This is a genomic window from Arthrobacter sp. cf158 (genome assembly GCF_900106835.1).
Classification (GTDB): domain Bacteria; phylum Actinomycetota; class Actinomycetes; order Actinomycetales; family Micrococcaceae; genus Arthrobacter.
This window is the reverse complement of sequence record NZ_FNNR01000003.1, coordinates 214,877-231,826: the sequence shown is the minus strand read 5'-3', so window position 1 is coordinate 231,826 and position 16,950 is coordinate 214,877. Positions and strand designations below refer to the sequence as shown.

15 protein-coding genes are annotated in these 16,950 nt (G+C 61.5%); 3 read left to right on the top strand and 12 right to left on the bottom strand.

Features of this window, described 5'->3' with window-relative positions:
• Positions 1-2: 2 nt before the first annotated feature.
• The 7 genes from BLW08_RS07095 to BLW08_RS07065 all read right to left on the bottom strand — a co-directional run bounded on the left by BLW08_RS07095 (position 3) and on the right by BLW08_RS07065 (position 7,492).
• Positions 3-1,109: a Gfo/Idh/MocA family oxidoreductase gene (locus BLW08_RS07095; RefSeq protein ID WP_091324101.1), complete on the bottom strand. Its 1,107-nt coding sequence runs from the start codon at positions 1,107-1,109 to the stop codon at positions 3-5.
• A gap of 37 nt (positions 1,110-1,146) precedes the next feature.
• Positions 1,147-2,205, bottom strand: coding sequence for a Gfo/Idh/MocA family protein (locus tag BLW08_RS07090; protein ID WP_091324099.1), 1,059 nt, complete (start codon positions 2,203-2,205; stop codon positions 1,147-1,149).
• Positions 2,202-3,200 (bottom strand): Gfo/Idh/MocA family protein, encoded by a 999-nt coding sequence (locus BLW08_RS07085; protein ID WP_091324097.1) that lies wholly within the window; start codon positions 3,198-3,200, stop codon positions 2,202-2,204. The genes BLW08_RS07090 and BLW08_RS07085 overlap by 4 nt, the downstream gene beginning before the upstream one ends.
• Before the next feature lie 100 nt (positions 3,201-3,300).
• Complete coding sequence (locus BLW08_RS07080) at positions 3,301-4,227, bottom strand: ATP-binding cassette domain-containing protein (RefSeq protein WP_091324095.1); 927 nt, start codon at positions 4,225-4,227, stop codon at positions 3,301-3,303.
• Between the two features lie 12 nt (positions 4,228-4,239).
• Positions 4,240-5,289, bottom strand: coding sequence for an ABC transporter permease (locus BLW08_RS07075; RefSeq protein WP_091324093.1), 1,050 nt, complete (start codon positions 5,287-5,289; stop codon positions 4,240-4,242).
• Between the two features lie 52 nt (positions 5,290-5,341).
• Positions 5,342-6,337, bottom strand: a complete 996-nt coding sequence (locus BLW08_RS07070; protein ID WP_090821773.1) for a substrate-binding domain-containing protein — start codon at positions 6,335-6,337, stop codon at positions 5,342-5,344.
• 120 nt (positions 6,338-6,457) lie between these two features.
• The gene (locus tag BLW08_RS07065) at positions 6,458-7,492 is read right to left on the bottom strand and encodes a LacI family DNA-binding transcriptional regulator (protein ID WP_091324092.1); all 1,035 of its coding nucleotides are present in this window, start codon (positions 7,490-7,492) and stop codon (positions 6,458-6,460) included.
• Positions 7,493-7,642: 150 nt separating this feature from the next.
• Between BLW08_RS07065 and BLW08_RS07060 the strand changes: the two genes are divergently transcribed.
• From BLW08_RS07060 to BLW08_RS07050, 3 genes are all read left to right on the top strand, one after another.
• Entirely contained in the window at positions 7,643-8,821 is a 1,179-nt protein-coding gene (locus tag BLW08_RS07060) for a Gfo/Idh/MocA family protein (RefSeq protein WP_090821525.1), read from the top strand.
• Positions 8,818-9,837, top strand: a complete 1,020-nt coding sequence (locus tag BLW08_RS07055) for a sugar phosphate isomerase/epimerase family protein (protein ID WP_091324090.1) — start codon at positions 8,818-8,820, stop codon at positions 9,835-9,837. Before BLW08_RS07060 ends, BLW08_RS07055 begins: the two co-directional genes overlap by 4 nt.
• Before the next feature lie 86 nt (positions 9,838-9,923).
• The gene (locus BLW08_RS07050) at positions 9,924-10,946 is read left to right on the top strand and encodes a Gfo/Idh/MocA family oxidoreductase (RefSeq protein ID WP_091324089.1); all 1,023 of its coding nucleotides are present in this window, start codon (positions 9,924-9,926) and stop codon (positions 10,944-10,946) included.
• 90 nt (positions 10,947-11,036) lie between these two features.
• Here BLW08_RS07050 and BLW08_RS07045 read toward each other — a convergent pair whose 3' ends face one another.
• The 5 genes from BLW08_RS07045 to BLW08_RS07025 are packed head-to-tail and all read right to left on the bottom strand — an operon-like array spanning position 11,037 to position 16,940.
• A complete protein-coding gene (locus BLW08_RS07045; RefSeq protein WP_090821530.1) occupies positions 11,037-12,509 on the bottom strand; it encodes a sugar porter family MFS transporter in 1,473 nt (490 codons plus the stop codon).
• 25 nt (positions 12,510-12,534) lie between these two features.
• Entirely contained in the window at positions 12,535-13,407 is an 873-nt protein-coding gene (locus tag BLW08_RS07040; RefSeq protein WP_090821532.1) for a sugar phosphate isomerase/epimerase family protein, read from the bottom strand.
• A 10-nt stretch (positions 13,408-13,417) separates the two neighbouring features.
• Positions 13,418-14,431 (bottom strand): Gfo/Idh/MocA family protein, encoded by a 1,014-nt coding sequence (locus BLW08_RS07035; RefSeq protein ID WP_090821534.1) that lies wholly within the window; start codon positions 14,429-14,431, stop codon positions 13,418-13,420.
• 49 nt (positions 14,432-14,480) lie between these two features.
• Positions 14,481-15,398 (bottom strand): sugar phosphate isomerase/epimerase family protein, encoded by a 918-nt coding sequence (locus tag BLW08_RS07030; RefSeq protein WP_091324087.1) that lies wholly within the window; start codon positions 15,396-15,398, stop codon positions 14,481-14,483.
• Positions 15,399-15,428: 30 nt separating this feature from the next.
• Complete coding sequence (locus BLW08_RS07025) at positions 15,429-16,940, bottom strand: CoA-acylating methylmalonate-semialdehyde dehydrogenase (protein WP_091324085.1); 1,512 nt, start codon at positions 16,938-16,940, stop codon at positions 15,429-15,431.
• Positions 16,941-16,950: the final 10 nt, after the last annotated feature.

Sequence of the window (16,950 nt, the reverse complement as noted above, 5' to 3'; positions counted from 1 at the left end):
AGCTAGGTGGCGGGAAGCGATTGCAGGGTCAAAGCACCAGGCACCGGCACCGGGCCGCCTTGTTTGACCGATTCGATACACGCCAAGGCACAGGCAAGCGCCCGGCGGGCGTCCGCGGCGCCGGGTGTGACCGTAAACGCCGCAGCCAACGAGGGTACGCCGTCGCGGCGGGCGCTCACCACAGCAGCGAAGTCGGCGAGCTCGGCTGTGTAGGCCTGGCGGAAAAGTTCCACGTTGAGCCGCGGCGTTTTGGCCGCGGCCCCGTTTGCACCGTACCGGCGGGCCGCGGTCTCCGTGGCACGGCCGGCTTGAACCATGCCCTGGGAGCCGAACACTTCGCCCCGCACGTCATAACCGTACAAGGCACTGAAGTTGGCTTCGGCAACGCCAATGGCACCGTTGCTGTACCGGATGGTGACCACTGCCGTGTCCAGAAATCCCTGGTCTCGCAGCCCGGGTTCCACCAGCGCATCCGCTACGGCGTAAACCTCCACGGGCTCGGCCCCTTCATTGAACCAGTTGAGGGTGTCGAAGTCATGGATCAGGGTTTCCAGGAAGATGGTCCAGGCCGGTACTTTGGCCGCGTGCGGGATGCTGCCGTTGCCAGGATCGCGGGTCAGTGATCGAAGCAACTGGGGACGGCCGATGATGCCTGCGGCCACGTCCTCCTTCGCAGCCAGGAAGTCCTCCGCGTATCGACGATTAAAACCAATCTGGAAGTGGACGCCGCCGGCCTGCACCGCCGCCAGGGCCGCATCAAGTTCGTCGAGATCCTGTGCGGCAGGTTTTTCGCAGAAAACATCCTTGCCGGCAAGAGCCGCCTGAGTGATGAGTGCGGCATGGAAGCGGGCGGGGCTGGCAATGACTACGGCATCGATGGTGGGGTCGGCCATCACATCCTCAGGGCTGGCGGTGACCTTGGCGACGCCGAGTGATGCCGCCAGGTCCTCAGCTGATCCGAGATTGGGGTCGGCGATAGCGCCAAGCACGGCGCCAGGGACGCGGCGGGCAATGCTCTCGGCGTGAAACGCACCCATCCACCCTGAACCAATCAGACCGATTCGTACAGACTCGGGAAGGGGGGTGGAGTGTGAAGTGAGATAAGCCATGGGCTGTTCCTTTCAATGGTGGCAGGGCCAGGGAGGGTCAGGCAGGCGCGGGCAGCCCGGACGGGTCAGCTTCGCCGGGAAACACCACGCCCAGCTGGCTCCGGATCTCATCAGCTACCTCCAGCGTGCGGATGGAAGCAGCCAGCGTTCTTTGGTCGACGAACGTATTGCCGCCGGCAATAGCCCGGGCCACGGCCGCTGCCTCGTAGTGCAGGCCTTCAAAGTGTCCGCCCACAGGCTCGCTGTGGCGCAGGCGGGTGCCATCCGGGAACGTGACATCGAATCCTCCGGGCATATTGAAGGGCCCATCGATAGACAACGTAGCCTTGCTGCCCACGATCGTTGCTGCGGTAGGCGTGAAGTTATGCAGGTGGGTGTTCACCACGGCCTGGGCGCCGCCGTCGAACTGCATCACGGCGGACAATTGCGCAGTCACCCCTGATGCGTGGGGCTGCCCCAAGGCATGCAGTCGACTTGGCTTACCCAGAACCTCGGTCACCAAGGCGAGCGGGTATGTGCCGAGGTCCAGCAGCGGCCCACCAGCCAGCAGCGGGTTGAAGATGCGGTGGGTCTCATCAAAGTGCTCGCCGTACTCCGCCGAGATAGTAGTGATGGTGCCCAGTGATCCGGCTTCAAGGATCTGCCGGATCACATCAAACTTGGGCAGGAAAAACGTCCACATCGCCTCAGCGGCAAACACCCCAGAGGCCTCGGCGCGTGCGGCAATGTCCCGCGCCTGGTCAGCATTGAGACCGATCGGCTTTTCGATCAGCACATGCTTGCCGGCGTTGATGGCCAGTAGAGCAGCCGCATGATGGCCGGTGTGCGGTGTGCAAACGTAGACGATGTCCACGTCCGGAGCGGCGGCCAGCTCTTCATAGCTGCCATAGGCCGCAGGTACGTTGAAAGTCTCGGCGAAAGTCTTGGACCGGCTCAACGAACGGGACCCGACGGCGGCAATCACCTGCCCGGTATGCGCCTGGATGGATTCCGTGAAGCGCTCTGCGATCCAGCCCGGACCCATGATGCCCCAGCGCAGCGTGGGGGCATCCCTGGAATCCGGCACACGGGATTCAGGAAGGAACGTGCTGGTCATGAATAGCTGACTTTCGTGTAGGCGCCGCTGCTGTGCAACGACTGGATCATGGCTTGCGCCACCAGGGCTGCGTGGAGCCCGTCCTGCGCGCCGGCCAGCGAAGGCGTTTCTCCCATGGCGAGTGCTGAAATCCAGGCTTGCAACTGCAACCGGTAGGCATCGGCGAAACGCGGACGCCAGTCCGCAGGGATGGACGATTGGCGGATTCCTTGCTGTTCGACATCCAGCAACGAGGAATCCTGCAGGGCCGCGGTACCCAGCTCAGAAACCACCTCGCAACGGGTCGCGTATCCGTACTGGGCGTTCAAGAACAGCTCCAAGGTTGTCAGCGTCCCGTCCGCCGTCCGCATGGTCATGAAAGAGGGGTCCTGGAGCGCAGTACCAGCACGAGGAGTACTTCTCCCGGCCTGCCATGACACCTCCGTAATGGGAGAATCCAGCAGCCAGGGAATGATGTCCAACTCATGAATTGCCGAATTGGTGATGGCAGACTCCGAGGTTGCACCGGGCGCGGATGAAGCGTTCCGGCTGATGCAATGGACCATCAGCGGATCCCCCTGTGCCTTGCTTTGTACGGCGTTCCGCAGCGCAACGTAACCAGGGTCGAATCGACGCATGAAACCGAGGGACAGCAGGGAAACTCCCGTCGCAGCCACAATGTCCGCGTCAGCCGCTACCACCTCCAGGCTTTCCATCAGCGTGGGAGCCAAGGGCTTCTCGCACAGTACAGGGGTCATGGCCTCGAAGCATTCGAGGACCAGGCCTGAGTGCGTGGAATCGTGCGAGGCAACCACCACAGCGTCCACCTCGCTGGAGTTGATCAACTCCGATGGATCGGTGGTGATACGCGCGGACGGCGGAGCTGCCGCGGCGGCACGATCGACGTCGAGATCCGCCACATAGGTAACTTCCGCGCCACCTATGGTGGTGGAGAGGTTCCGTATGTGGTCTGCGCCCATAATGCCGGCGCCGATGACGCCTACCCTGATCGTCATAATCTGTCCCCTTTTAGGCTTGTAAAATTTTGCACATGCTGCGCGCACACGGACAGGGTGCTCCAGTGGAATATCCGGAGCACCCCGCCACACGTCTTCGTCAGCTGTGTTTGGGACCGCTGGCGTGAACGCCGTCCGCGACATCGGCTACCTCGGCCTTAACTTCTTTCACCACGTCACCATGACCACCCAGTTGCTCCAGTTCATGGGCAAGTTCCGCGAGCTCGGCGCCACCTGCCATTTGCGCGGTGAGTTCGTCCAGCGTGATGTCCTTCATGTCGTAATAGCCAATGGACTTGCCACGCTTGAGCAACAAGAACCGATCGCCGACAGGGAAAGCGTGGTGAGGGTTGTGAGTGATGAAGATGACCCCCAGTCCACGATCCCGTGCCTGCAGAATGTAGCGCAGGACCACACCGGATTGCTTCACGCCGAGGGCAGCCGTGGGTTCGTCCAGGATCAACACTTTCGCACCGAAATACACTGCGCGGGCGATGGCCACGCACTGGCGCTCGCCGCCGGACAGCTGGCCAATCGGTTGCTCGACATCCCGCAAGTCGATGCCCATATCGGCAAGTTCCTTGAGCGTGATGGCCTTCATGTTTTCGACGTCCATGCTCTTGAACGGACCAAAGCCTTTGGTGAGCTCCGAGCCAAGGAAGAAGTTACGCCAGATAGGCATCAAGGGCACCACTGCAAGGTCTTGGTACACGGTGGCAATCCCGGCATCCAAGGCCTCGCGAGGGGACCCGAACTTTCGCTCCTCCCCCATAATGTTCAGCACGCCGGCGTCGTGTTGGTGCAGGCCGGCAATGATCTTGATCAAGGTGGACTTACCGGCACCGTTATCGCCCAGCACACACGTGACCCGGCCGTTGTCCACGGCCATGGTGACATCGCTCAACGCGATGATGTTGCCGTAGTGCTTGCCCACTCCCTCCAAGGAGAGCAGGTGGACGGGAGTATGCGTGAGTGGGTCGCGTTCATTCTGGAGCAACGTTTCCTGGTCGATCGCTTTGGCATTCATTTCCCGTGCCCCTTACTTGAGTTCCGCGCGACGCTTGACGATGAGATTGACAATGGTGGCCAGCAGCAGCATCAGGCCCAGGAAGAACTTGAACCAATCCGGGTTCCACTGCGCGTAGACAATGCCCTTGTTCGCCATGCCGAAGATGAACGCTCCAATGGCACCGCCCACCGCCGACCCGTAACCGCCGGTCAGGAGGCAACCGCCGATAACAGCGGCGATGATGTAGAGGAATTCGTTGCCCACGCCCTCGCCGGACTGCACGGTGTCGAACGCGAACAGGTTATGCATTCCCAAGATCCAGCCACAGAAGCCCACACCCATGAACAGCCCGATCTTGGTCGCTTTAACCGGGACGCCGACAGCGCGGGCGGCATTCGCGTCCCCGCCGACTGCGAATATCCAGTTCCCCACCCGGGTCCGCATGAGCACCCACGTGGCTACGGCAACCAGTCCGATCCAGATAAACACTGTGATCTTGACGTCGATCCCTGCGATGTTTACCGACGACGCGAAGACTCCACGAGCGGTGTCGAAACCATCCATGGTGGAGATGGAGGGCGAGGAGACAGATCCTCCGATAAGCCGGGTGAGGCCCAGGTTCAGCCCGGTCAACATCAGGAACGTAGCCAGAGTGACAATGAAGCTGGGGAGCTTGGTCTTCATGAGGATCCATCCGTTGATGAAACCGATGGCCAAGGAAACCAGCAAAGCGAGGATGACTCCAACCCAGACGTTGGTGGTGAAGTACCAACTGAACATTGAGGCCGTGAGCGCTGATGAAATAACAGCCACACCAGTGGAGAGGTCGAACTCGCCGCCGATCATCAGCAGTGACACCCCAACTGCCATGATCCCGATGGTCGAACTGCCGTACAGAACGGTGGCCAAGGCATTGGGCTGGGTAAACGTCGGGGACACCAACGCAAAGAAGATGAAAAGGACGATTGCGCCGACGAGGGCTCCTACCTCGGGACGGCCAAGGAGCTTCTGCAGTGCGCTTCGCCGCGCAACCCGTTCATCTCCAGCAGGTGAGGTGATCTTGGTTTGAATAATGGTCATGATGATTCTCCTTGCCGTCGGGCTGGCATCCGCCAGCCCGACCAGCGGGCTGTTAGCGGATACCCTGTTCGGCAAACTTCAGGACTTCGGCCGCATTCGATTGATCAACGATGGCCGGGCCTGTCAGGACTGACTGTCCGCCACCAACCTTGAATCCGCCCCGCTTGTTCTGCCACAGGGCATCCACGGCACCATAGCCTTGGAGCCAAGGCTGCTGGTCAACCGTGAACAGCACGCTGCCGTCGGCAACCTTCTGGGCAAGTTCCTTGTTGAGGTCAAAGCTGGCGACCTTGGCCGAACTCCCCGCGGTGGCTACTGACTTCAGTAGTGTCAGCGTGATGGGGGCGCCCAGGCCGATGATCACATCAGCGTCCTTCGACGCCTGCAGTTTTGCGGTTGCCGTGGACTCCACAGACGTCATGTCCGCCCCGTTGACATAGAGGATTTCGGTTCCCGGCACCTTTGCCTTCACACCGGCGCACCGGGCTTCGAGCCCCACGTGCCCTTGGGCCTGGATCACGCACACAGGGTGTTTGTAGCCACCCTCTGCGAGCCTGGCTCCCACCGCCTCGCCGGCAAGTTTCTCGTTGGAACCGAAGTGTGTAAAGGCGCCAAGCTGGGCGGAAGCCGCTTCGCCGGCATTGAAGCTGACAATAGGAATGCCTGCGTCAGCTGCCTTCTTGAGCGCATCCTTAAGAGCATCCGGCGTAGCCAACGTCACGGCAATGCCATCCACCTTCTGATCCACTGCCTGCTCGATCAGCTGAGCCTGCCGGCCCGCCTCCGGATCCGAGGTGTACAGCAATTCGACATTGTCCTTGGCCGCAGCCTCCTCAGCCCCTTTCCGCACAGTGTCCCAGAACGTGTCTCCGGCGGGAGCGTGCGCGATCAGCGCGATCTTCATACGCTCCGTCGTGGCTACTTGGCCTCCCCCGCCACCGGCGGCAGCTTCCGGTGCCCTGCCACCCGTGCTCGAACATGCGCTCAGGGCAACGATTGGAACTACCGCCGCTACCACCATCGTTTTACGCCATGAAAAACCCGCCACCATAATCTCCTTTGATCCCAGGTCCGGGCTGCCACTTTGCAGCCTCAGGAGCACCGTCTACCTAGATCATGGTGATGCAGCTCACGAATGTCAATACTTTGTCCTGACATTAGTATGTTTTTACTTGAGGATCTCGGGGTGCCCCTCACGAGCAGGCGCCGTTGTAGCCCGAACGACCACAACCGGATCAATCAGCATCCGCTGGGAGCCGCTGATGACGCCCCGGATCCGGGCAAGCAACGCACTTGCCACGTCCGCCCCCACGACGTCACTTCGATTGTCCACCGAGGTGAGTTCAAGGTAGCGGGACTTCGCCAAGGATGAATTGTCGTAGCCGATCACCGAGACGTCAGCAGGCACGGCCAGGCCGCGGGCCTTGAGGGCCCCAAAAGCGCCCAGCGCCATCGTGTCATTGGCCGCGAAAATCGCCGTGATGTCCGGATGGTGATCCAGCAGCCAAGAGGCCGAGGCGTACCCGTCTTCCTCCGAAGTACCCCCCTCCTCCCCCACGATGTACGGGCAGGCCCCCGCTTGACGGAGCCGGGCCTCAAAACCTGCCCTGCGATGGGCAGCCGCACCACCGGAACCCGAAAGATGACCGATCTTTTGGTGACCCAGGCTCAACAGGTGGTCCGCGACCATCGCACCTCCGGCGTCGTCGTCGTTGGTAATGAGGTCGGCATCGCCAGGAACGCCGTTGCGCCAGCCCGCTACGATCACAGGAACACCAGCACCCCACACGGTCGCATCACCGGGCTCCGCCGCAATGACCAACCCCTCAACATGCATGGCAAGCAAGCCATCGGCCGCTTCCTTGATGCGGTTCTGCCCGGGCCGGGAATCCGCCAGCGTGACCTGGTACCCCTGCTCGGTCAGCACCGATTCCATCCCTCGAAGCAGGTCAACAAACCAAAGGTTCCGGTAGTCGTCAATGACGAGCCCAATGCTTTTGGTCCGACTGCTCGCGAGCGTCGTCGCCGCCCGACTGGGACGGTACCCCAGCTCCGCGATCGCGGCACGGACGGCCTCGCGCCGCTTGTCACTGACCCGTTCCGGCTTTTGCAACACCAGCGAGACAAGCGATGGGGAGACGCCGGCCAGCTTGGCTACGTCATAGATTGTTGGGCGCCGGGCTTGGTGGGTTCCAGAGTTCACCGAAGAGACCCCCCATCAGCCCGATCAGCCTTTGGAGAATGATTGACAGGACATATAGACATGACTACGCTCAAATCCAGCATACAAAATTGTAGCGCTACAAAATGCCGCTGAGTGTTCCCGCCGCGGCAGATTTTCAAAGGAGAAATCATGGCTGAAAGCCTTGGCGTCGCGGTCATCGGCGCAGGTATGGCCGGAAAGGCCCACGCGGCGGCCTACCGCACAGCATCTACCCTCTACAGTCCGGTCCTACCTGGGATCCGGTTGGTTTCCATTGGTGACGTCAACGCTGAGTTCGGCTCTCTCGCAGCCCGGCGGTTTGGCTACTCGCGCCACGACACCTCGTGGCAGGCCATCGCAGAAGCCGACGATATTGACGTCGTCAGCGTGGTGATTGCGAATTCGCTCCATCGCGAAGTAGTGGAAGGCCTGTTGGCGGCCGGCAAGCACGTCCTGTGTGAGAAGCCTCTGAGTGATTCTTTGGACGATGCCCGTGCCATGGCTGAGGCCGCCCGCAACGCCGCGTCCATCGCGCGCATCGGCTTCACCTTCCGCCGCACCCCCGGCATCGCCTACATTCGCGATCTCATCCGCACAGGCGTCCTGGGCAATGTCCTTCATTTCAGTGGCCGCTACTGGACAGACTATGGATTCAGCCCGTCGGCGCCCATGAGCTGGCGCTATAAGGGCGGGCCGGGCTCCGGGGCTTTGGCCGACGTTGGAAGCCACCTCGCCTACGTATCCGAGTTCCTCTGCGGCGATATCAAGTCAATCAACGGTGGGCGGCTGAGCACAGTCATCGGAAAGCGACCCGTGCCACTCGGAGCCGTCATGGGACATGACCATGCCGCTGTGAGCGACACCTTCGAAGCCGTCGAGAACGATGACTACGCGGCCTTTTCGGCCGAATTCGAGAACGGCGCCGGCAGTTTCGAGGTCTCCCGTGTTGCAGCCGGGCATGCCAACAGCCTCCAGTTCGAGGTCTTCTGCGAAAACGGGGCGGCCAAGTTCGACCAGCGCCGCCCCTCGGAGATCCAACTCTTCCTCAATGACGGCTCAGGGACGGCAAACGGCTACCGACAAGTCATCCTCGGGCCTGGCCACCCTTACATCACTGGCGGATTGGCCATGGATGCACCGGAGGTGGGCTTCGGCCAGAACGACGCGTTCGGCTACCAGGCCAGGGCGTTCCTCGAAGAGGTCGCCGGCTTGAGCGAAGCGGATTCCCTGCCCCGCTGCGCCACCTTCGACGAAGGCGTCCGGAACATGGAACTCCTTGGCGCGGTCACTGAATCGGCCTTGGGCGACGGAAAGAAGGTCACCCTGTGAAACTTGGCGCCTATAACGCGATCCTGCATGACCGGCCACTGCCGGAGGCACTGAAGGTCATTGCTGATCTGGGCCTGACAGGAATTGAGATCAACACTGGAGGCTTCCTGCCAGCAGTGCATGTGCCCACCTTCAACCAGATTCTGGAAAGCGATGCGGCCCGCGACGACTATCTGGCGATCTTCGAAGGCACAGGTGTTTCGATTGCCGGCCTGAACTGCAACGGCAACCCCCTGCACCCCAAACGCGAAATCGGTGAGAAGCACGCCGAAGACATTCGCCGCTCCATTCGCCTGGCTCACAGGCTGGGCCAGAACCGCGTGGTCACGATGTCCGGCTTGCCCGGAAGCGAGCCGGGCGCCACCACCGTCAACTGGGTTGTCAACGCTTGGAACTCGGCTGCACTTGACGTGCTCGACTACCAATGGGGAATAGCTACTGACTTTTGGAAGGAAACGGACCGCCTCGCCGCAGACCACGACGTCAAGGTGGCCTTGGAACTGCACCCGCAGAACATCGTCTTCAACACAGCCGACGTCCACAAGCTCATCGAACTGACCGGCGCTACACATGTGGGCGTTGAACTGGACGCTTCGCACTTGTTCTGGCAGCAAATGGATCCGGTAGCTGTGGTTCGCGAACTCGGCCCGCTGGTGTTCCAAGCAGCTGCAAAGGATGTCCGCGTCAACACCGCAAATGCCGCCCTCTACGGCGTGTTGGACAACAGCTTCCGCCGCTTGTCGCCGGAGGAAAACCGGACAAACCTTGGCGGCGATGAATGGGCCAATGAGTGGCCGAAGAACTCTGCATGGGACTTCGTGGCTTTGGGACGCGGCCACGATACCGCATTCTGGACCGAATTCCTGCGTGCGCTTCACGACGTCGATCCAGGCATGCTGGTCAACATCGAACATGAGGACGTCTCCTTGGGACGCATCGAAGGTTTGCAGGTAGCGGCCCAGGTGCTACTGGACGCTGATGAGGCACTGGCCGCCTCTTTGAACCCAACGGCCTGACGTTTCACTTTCCGGATCCGGATGGGGACGGCGCCCAGGCGTCGTCCCCATCGTTGTACCCACAGAGCAACAGGAAGGTTCATAGAATGCGCATTGGAATTGTTGGATATGGAGCCGGCGGGAGATACTTCCATGCTCCGTTCATTGAAGCAGCCGAAGGCATGGAGCTGGTTGGCGTCGTGGCTCGTTCTGAGTCGACACAAGCAGCGGTGGAATCGGACTTCCCCGGCATGCCCACCTATCCAAGCCTGGGCGAGTTGATTGCAGCAGGGGTGGACGCCGTGACCATCACCACCCCGCCCCACACACGGTATGACCTTGTGATGGAAGCCATCACGGCAGGAGTGCATGTTGTGGCTGACAAGCCTTTTGCACCAACGGCAGCTGCCGCAGGCCAGCTGGCGGAGGCCGCCCACAAGGCCGGCGTTGTCCTGAACGTCTTCCACAACCGCCGCCGTGACGCCGACATACTGACCCTGGCCCAGGTGCTGAACGCGGGAGGGGTAGGCGAGCTCTGGCGGGTGCACTCGATCATGGACCAGGACGACGCGGGCAGTTTGGAAGTTGGTGCTGCCGGCGGACTCTTGCGTGACCTTGGCACCCACCTGGTTGACCAGATGCTGTGGCTCCTGGGGCCAGTGACACATGTACATGCGAGCTTGGATTGGACGGAACGATTTGGCGAACGCACGGACTGTGGATTCTTTGTCACCATGACCCACGCTTCCGGCGTTGTCTCCACAGTTTCTGCCAGTAAGCTCAACCACTCCACCACCAGGGAGCTGCGCGCCTACGGCAGCGAGGGCAGCTACATTGCCGCGGGTTCCGACGTTCAGGCCAATGCCCTGATGGCAGGGCGGCGGCCGGTTGCGGAACGGGAGAGTTGGGGCATTGATGCACCGGAATACTGGGGAACCCTCTCCCGGAAGGACCACCGCGAAGCCGTACCCTCGGCCCAAGGGGACTACACAGGCTTCTACACCGAGTTCGCGCGGGCTGTCCGTGGCGAGGGCGCAGAGCCGGTGCCGTCGTCGGAAGGTATCAGAACCCTGGAGGTTCTGGACGCCGCCCGCCGAAGCGCGCTGGAGAACGTGGTGGTGGCGCTCTGACGAGTCCTCATCACACGCGCAAAAGCGCCCGATGCCGTCCGGCATCGGGCGTTTTAGCGTTCATCTGGCCCACTATGGGGGCAGTTCCCTTTAGGAGGTGGCCCCCGTGCGCTGCTGGACCCCTGCGCCCCGCTTGAACAAGGATTCCAGCTCTTCGAGTGATTTGCCCTTGGTCTCAGGGACAGCTCGCTTCACCCAAACAATGGCGCACAGCTGCAGGGCTACAAAAATGAAGAACGTCCCTGACACTCCCATCCAGGCAACCATCTGAGGGAAGAAGAACCCGATAAGGAAGTTGATCATCCACAGAACGAAGACGCAGATGCCCATGCCAATCCCACGAACGTGCATCGGAAAGATCTCGGACATGGTGAGCCACGTGACAGTGCCGATGCATCCTTGCATGGAGGCAAGAAATGTCACCATGAATACCAACACCAGATACCCCCGCAGCGCGCTTTCCGGCAGGGCCAGCGAAATGAGGGCGATGGCCGTCAAGGAAGACGCCGTGCCGATCAAACCCACAATGAGCATGGGCTTCCGGGGCACGCGTGTCATCAGGTACATGCCCACTATGACGGCTGCTACGGATGTGAGGCCGTTGAGAACATTGGCAACAAGGGCACCTTGATCCCCAAAGCCTGAGGACGACAAGATGGTGGTGCCGTAATACATGATGGCGTTGACGCCGCTGATCTGGTTGATGACTGCCATGCCGAGACCCACCACAAAGATCCGGCGAATCCATGGCACAGTAAGGTCCTTGAACGTTCCGAGTTTGGACTGGTAGTCCTCCCTGGCCGCCTGACGTACCTCATCGAACTCGACGCCGACGGCCCCCGCATTACGGGTCGATCGCAGCACCTCCAGGACCTCTCCGAAACGTCCGGCTGACGCCAGCCAGCGAGGACTCTCGGGCAGCACCAGCATGCCGAACCACAGAATCACTGCGGGAACCGTGGCAATCACCAGCATCCAGCGCCAAACGTGCATCTCTTCCGGAAAGAGGTTGCCCAGGACGGCGTTGAAGGTGAAAGCCAGGAACTGTCCAGTGACGATCATGAGTTCGTTCTGAGTGACGATCCTGCCGCGCTGGGCGGCGGGCGACATTTCAGCCAGGTACACGGGAACGATCACCGAGGCACCGCCGACGGCTAGGCCCAGGACAGTGCGGGCAAGGACAAGGAGCCCGGTGGTCGGCGCCAAGGAACAGCCAATGGTCGCAACGGCGAAGATCAGGGCCAAGGCCATGATCGTCTTGCGACGACCGAAGCGGTCGGACAGCCGGCCCGCACTGATCGCGCCGAAGGCGGCGCCGAACAGAAGCGTCGACGTGACAAGGCCTTCGGTCAACGGCGTCAAGCCAAGGTCCTTCTGCATGAACGGCAAAGCACCATTGATCACACCGGTGTCATAGCCGAACAGCAGCCCGCCGAAGGTGGAGAACAACGCAACCTTGCGGAGGAATTTCTTGGGGTCGGCCTGCTTGCCGGTCTTCCCTGAGGCTTGCGGACGAACAGCAGGCTGGCCTGTTGTGGTCTCGATGGACGGAGACTTGGTCATAGGTACCTTTTCTCGTTACCTGTCCCTACTTTGTCCGGGCGACGTAGTCGGTCATCGTCTTGAGCTGGTAGCGCGACACCTCTTCAGCGTTGTCGTCTTCGGCAAACACGGATGACACCATCACGGTGTTCTCCTTGTCCAGGAAGCCGATCTCCTGCAAACCGCCAAAGAACTCGTCCCAGTTCACGTCACCGTCGCCGATCTTAAGGTGCTGATGGACGCGGACAGCATTGCCTGGCGGATTGGTGATGTACCGCAGGCCGTGCGAGGCGTGGTGGTTCATGGTGTCGGAGACATGGACCAGTCGAAGCTTGTCGCCCGCGGCCCGCATGATCTCCAACGGCGAGTTGCCCATGTGGAAGGTATGCGAGGCAACGTAGACCATGCCAATGTTCGGAGAGTTGATGCCGCGAATGACACGCAAGGCAGCGAGTCCGTCTTCCACGAAGTCGTCCGGGTGCGGATCGATCAGGACGTCCATACCTTCGCGTTCGATGATCGGCAGCAGCTCTTCCATGGAGCGATAGAAAGCCCGCTCGGATTCCTCTGCTTTCTCCGGTCGGCCACTGAATTCCGTATTCATGGTCTGGACGCCCAGATCCACCGCGATCTGAATGGCGCGCTTCCAGTAACGGACGGCTGCTTCACGGGCATCCTCATCCGGACCGGACCAGCGCAGGACCGGCAGGACGGAGGCAATTTCCACTCCGGCATCCTTGCAGGCACCCTTGAGCTTCGCCACGAGTTCATCGTCGGCCTTCGGGTGGTTGAAGAAGGGGATGAGGTCCGCGTGGGGGGTCATCTGAAGGTACTTGTAGCCGAGGTCTGCCGCCACGCGCGGGAACTCCAGCAGGCTGTGACTGTGGTGGAACGGTGTGGGGTCAAGTGCGATCTTCATGGTCAGTCCCCTACTTGTAGAGATCCGGCTTGGTGTTCAACTGAACCTTGACCTTGTCGCCGGACTTCTGGGCCTCGACGCCGGCCTCGCAGCACGCTGCGGTGGCGTAGCCGTCCCAGGCCGTGGGTCCGCCGATTTCGCCGCGAAGGGCGGCGTCCACCCAAGCCTGCACCTCGACGTCGTACGCCGCGCCGAACCGTTCTTCAAAGCCTGGGGTGACGTTCCCGCCCCATTTGCCCGCGGTCTGGACGTACGGGCCGTTGTCCCCTCCGATGCTCACGATGCCGTCCTCGAAGGACGCCTGCGTGGCCACCTGGTAGCCGAACTTGGCGTTGACGTAGATTTCGACGTCGGCCAACACCCCGGACTCGGTTTCCAGCAGGACGTGCTGGGGGTCGTGCTGGCCGTTCGGGGCGCTGCGCGTGGGCTTCCCCAAGCGGACTTGCACGGAGGTGATTTCCTCACCGGTGAAGTAGCGGATCGCGTCGAACTCGTGGACCACAGAGTCGTTGATCAGCATCTCGTTGGTAAAACCCTCAGGCGTGGTCGGGTTTCGGTGCTGGTGGTGCAACATCAACAGCTCCCCCAATTCGCTGTTGCGGATGATTGCACCCAATGCCGAGTACTCAGCGTCGAAGCGGCGCATGAAGCCTACTTGGATGCGTTTGTGGCCCAGCGTCTGCTCGGCCTGGACCACTTTCCAGGCGCTGTCGGCATCGGGCGTCAGCGGCTTCTCGCACAGAATCGGGAAGTCCTTTTCCAGTGCTTTGTAGAGGATTTCCTCGTGGAGGAAACCCGGGGTGGCGATCAGGACGGCGTTCACGTCGCCGTTGTTCAGCGCCTCATCAGCGCTGGCCAGGGCCACGGCGCCATCTATACCTTCAATTGCGGCTTGCGCACGTGCCAGGTCAACGTCGACGACGGCGGCTACTTCAGCGCCGTGGATGCGGGTCCTGAGGCGCTTGATGTGGTCCGCACCCATGCGGCCTGCGCCGATAACGGCAACGCGGAGAATCTGTGTCACTGTATTTGTCCTTCGTGAGGTTCTTCTGGGGAGCTGTTGCGGGGAAGGGCTACTGGACCCTGGTGCGGGAGCCGCAGGACAACAGGTAATTGCGGGTTCGCTTGGCGATGGGCATCGGAACGTCGAACGCTACGGGATACATGTCCTGTTCCACGATGCCAAAAATGGGCCGGTTGAGCGCTTCCACCGCTTCTATGACGGCCCGCAAATCCGGAAGACCGTGCGGCGGCTCGGTCATGACTCCTGCCAAGTTGGCTGCGGCCCAGGTCATGTTCTTCTCGTTAACCTCGGCAAGAACCTCGGGGTTGATCTGTTTGAGGTGCAGGTAACCAATACGGTCCGGGTAGTTCTTGATGAGCTCAAGGCTGGAAGCGCCGCAATACTCAGCGTGCCCCGTGTCAAGGCAGAGGTTCAGGTACTGCGGATCGGTGGCGGCCAGCAGCGTTTCAATGTCCTTTTGCGCGCCCACATGCGAGTCTGCGTGTGAGTGGAACTGCTGGTGCAGGCCGAAGTCCTCCAACAGGACTTTGCCCATCCGGTTATGGCCCGCGAAGAGATCTGCCCACTGTTCGTCGGCCAGTTCACCGTTTTCAACGGCTTCCCCGGTCACGTCGTCGCGCCACATCGCTGGAATGACCACGATGTGTTCGCCGCCCATGGCTGCCGTCAGTTCGGCCACCTTGCGGGCCGGCTCCCAGGCCTCGTCATACTGCTTCGCTCCGCGGTGGAAGGCGGTAAACACCGTTCCTGCAGTGACCTTCAGGTCCCGCTGCTTCAGTTCCTCGGCCAAACGTGTGGGGTTGTTGGGCAAGTAGCCGTATGGGCCCAGTTCAATCCACTTGTAGCCGGACTCGGCAACCTCATCCAGGAACCGTTCCCAAGGAGTCTGCCGCGGGTCATCGGCAAACCACACACCCCAGGAATCGGGGGCAGTGCCGATTATCAGCTTGTTCTCAACATCAGTCATGACAGCGTTGTCTTTCTCTGGCGACAGGGACTAGTTGGAGGGGAAGTTGTAGGAGGCGCCGGAGGCGTGGGTGGGTTCGGGCCAGCGTGAGGTGATGACCTTGCCACGTGTGTAGAAGGACACGCCCTCGGGGCCGTAGATGTGCTTGTCACCGAAGAGGGAATTCTTCCAGCCACCGAAGGAGTGGTAGGCCACCGGGACGGGCAGGGGCACGTTGATGCCCACCATGCCCACTGTCACCGAACGCTGGAACTTCCGTGCGTTCGCGCCGGACGAGGTAAAGATCGCTGTGCCGTTGCCGTACGGGTTGGAGTTGATCAGCTTGATGCCGGCCTCGAGGTCTTCGACACGGACCACCACCAGGACAGGTCCGAAGATCTCCTCGGTGTAGGCGGTCATTTCGGTGCTGACGTGGTCTATCACGGTGGGGCCCACCCAGAAGCCCTCTTCGTGGCCGGGGACCACCAGGTCGCGTCCGTCCACCACCATGGCCGCACCGGCTGTTTCGGCTTCGGTGACGATCTTGACGATGCGTTCCTTGGAAGCCGGGGTGATGACCGGGCCCATCTCGGCGTCGGGTTCGGTGCCGTTCTTGACCTTCACGGCCAGGGCGCGTTCTTCGACCTTTTTCACGATCAGGTCGGCGGCATCCCCCACGGCGACGGCGACGGAAATCGCCATGCAGCGCTCACCGGCGGACCCGAAAGCGGCGGCGGCGAGGTGGTCCGCGGCGTTGTCGAGGTCGGCGTCGGGCATCACGATCGCGTGGTTCTTCGCACCGCCCAGTGCTTGGACGCGCTTGCCGTGCTTGGTGGCGGTTTCGTGGACGTATTGGGCGATCGGGGTGGAACCAACAAAGGAGATGCCGTCCACGTCGGGGTGGGTCAGCAGCCCGTCGACGGTTTCCTTGCCGCCGTGCAGGACCTGGAACACGCCATCAGGCAGGCCGGCCTGCTTCCAGAGCTTGGCCAGAAGCATCGGGGCAGACGGGTCACGCTCGGAAGGCTTGAGGATGAACGCATTGCCGGTGGCGATGGCCATCGGTGCCATCCACAACGGCACCATCACCGGGAAGTTGAACGGGGTGATGCCGGCCACGACGCCCAAGGGTTCGCGGAATGAGAAGACATCGATGCCCGTGGAAACCTGGTCCGAGTAATCGCCCTTGAGCAGCTGCGGGATGCCGCAAGCGAACTCGATGACTTCCAGCCCACGGCCGATCTCACCCTTCGCGTCGGAGAGGACCTTGCCGTGCTCGGCGGTGATCAGCTCGGCCAGTTCGTCCACGTGCGCGGCGACGAGTTCACGGAACTTGAACAACACACCGGTGCGCTTGGCCAGGGAAATGTCGCCCCAGGACCCGGCAGCCTTCTTGGCTGCGGCAACGGTGGCGTTCAAATCGGCTTCGTTGGCCAGGCGCAGTTCAGCGGAAACCTGGCCGGTGGCCGGGTTGTAGACCGGTTGGGTGCGGTCCCCTTCGCCGGTAGTTTCAGCGCCGTTGATGAAGTGGTGGATGGTGGTCAGTATGGTCGTCGTCGACATGTGCGGACTT

Bases quoted from the DNA above. Each gene is read 5' to 3' on its own strand.
- BLW08_RS07095 (WP_091324101.1), bottom strand. From the start codon at position 1,109: ATGGCTTATCTCACTTCACACTCCACCCCCCTTCCCGAGTCTGTACGA.
- BLW08_RS07090 (WP_091324099.1), bottom strand. From the start codon at position 2,205: ATGACCAGCACGTTCCTTCCTGAATCCCGTGTGCCGGATTCCAGGGAT.
- BLW08_RS07085 (WP_091324097.1), bottom strand. From the start codon at position 3,200: ATGACGATCAGGGTAGGCGTCATCGGCGCCGGCATTATGGGCGCAGAC.
- BLW08_RS07080 (WP_091324095.1), bottom strand. From the start codon at position 4,227: ATGAATGCCAAAGCGATCGACCAGGAAACGTTGCTCCAGAATGAACGC.
- BLW08_RS07075 (WP_091324093.1), bottom strand. From the start codon at position 5,289: ATGACCATTATTCAAACCAAGATCACCTCACCTGCTGGAGATGAACGG.
- BLW08_RS07060 (WP_090821525.1), top strand. From the start codon at position 7,643: ATGGCTGAAAGCCTTGGCGTCGCGGTCATCGGCGCAGGTATGGCCGGA.
- BLW08_RS07050 (WP_091324089.1), top strand. From the start codon at position 9,924: ATGCGCATTGGAATTGTTGGATATGGAGCCGGCGGGAGATACTTCCAT.
- BLW08_RS07045 (WP_090821530.1), bottom strand. From the start codon at position 12,509: ATGACCAAGTCTCCGTCCATCGAGACCACAACAGGCCAGCCTGCTGTT.
- BLW08_RS07040 (WP_090821532.1), bottom strand. From the start codon at position 13,407: ATGAAGATCGCACTTGACCCCACACCGTTCCACCACAGTCACAGCCTG.
- BLW08_RS07030 (WP_091324087.1), bottom strand. From the start codon at position 15,398: ATGACTGATGTTGAGAACAAGCTGATAATCGGCACTGCCCCCGATTCC.
- BLW08_RS07025 (WP_091324085.1), bottom strand. From the start codon at position 16,940: ATGTCGACGACGACCATACTGACCACCATCCACCACTTCATCAACGGC.